Here is an 886-nt window from a genome sequence, read left to right as displayed (position 1 = left end):
TCCAAAAGTTTTTGTTTATTTACTGACAACCATTGAGACGCTTTATCAAACGAGGGTTCCCCTTGAGGTTCAAAACCGAAAGAACGTCCATCTCGCAACATCAGATTGCTTAGTTATCGCTTGTTACCTATGGGGCGTACTGCATTTTAGTGAAACGCTTAAAGCTAAGCACCAACTTGCTCAAAGTTTATTTCCTAATTTCCTAGAATATTCTCGCTTTGTCCGCCGTTGTAATGCCCTCTTACCGAGTATCCAAGTCATTCGCCAAGCACTCGTCTTTAAAGAGGTTGAAGGAATGAGTGTATCCATTATTGACAGCTTCCCCATTCCTTTGTGTCAGCCTATTCGTAATTTCAGAAGCAAAGTTCTTGGAGATTATGCAAATGTTGGCTACAATGCTACAAAGGGACAGTACTTCTATGGATGTAAATGTCATGCTTTAGTCAGTGAATCAGGCTATGTCATAGACTACACAATTACTCCTGCTTCAATGGCTGATAGTTCAATGACCGAGGAAGTGTTGAGTCAATTTGGGACACCAACAGTCCTTGGAGATATGGGATATCTAGGTCAGTCACTGCATGATAGGCTGGAATTAAAAGGAATTGATCTAATGACACCTGTCAGGAAGAACATGAAGCAAAAGAAAATCCTTTTCCCTAATTTTTCAAAACGTAGAAAAGTGATTGAGCGAGTTTTCTCTTTTTTGACAAATCTAGGAGCTGAGCGTTGTAAAAGTCGTTCGCCTCAAGGTTTTCAATTGAAATTAGAGATGATACTTTTAGCGTATTCTTTACTGTTAAAATCAGCTAAATCACTGGAACCAGAGACTTTAAGATATTCTATCGGGTATCAAGTCATGGCTAAATAATCAACTAGCAATTCG

1 protein-coding gene is annotated in these 886 nt (G+C 39.2%); it reads left to right on the top strand.

What is annotated here, in order from left to right; genetic code table 11:
* A partial coding sequence (locus BABA_RS24475) for an IS982-like element IS982B family transposase (RefSeq protein WP_007087959.1) occupies positions 1 to 871 on the top strand: 871 nt, incomplete at its 5' end.
* Positions 872 to 886: the final 15 nt, after the last annotated feature.

This window comes from Neobacillus bataviensis LMG 21833, assembly GCF_000307875.1.
GTDB classification, from domain to species: domain Bacteria; phylum Bacillota; class Bacilli; order Bacillales; family Cytobacillaceae; genus Neobacillus; species Neobacillus bataviensis.
This window is presented reverse-complemented; position numbering and strand designations above follow the sequence as displayed.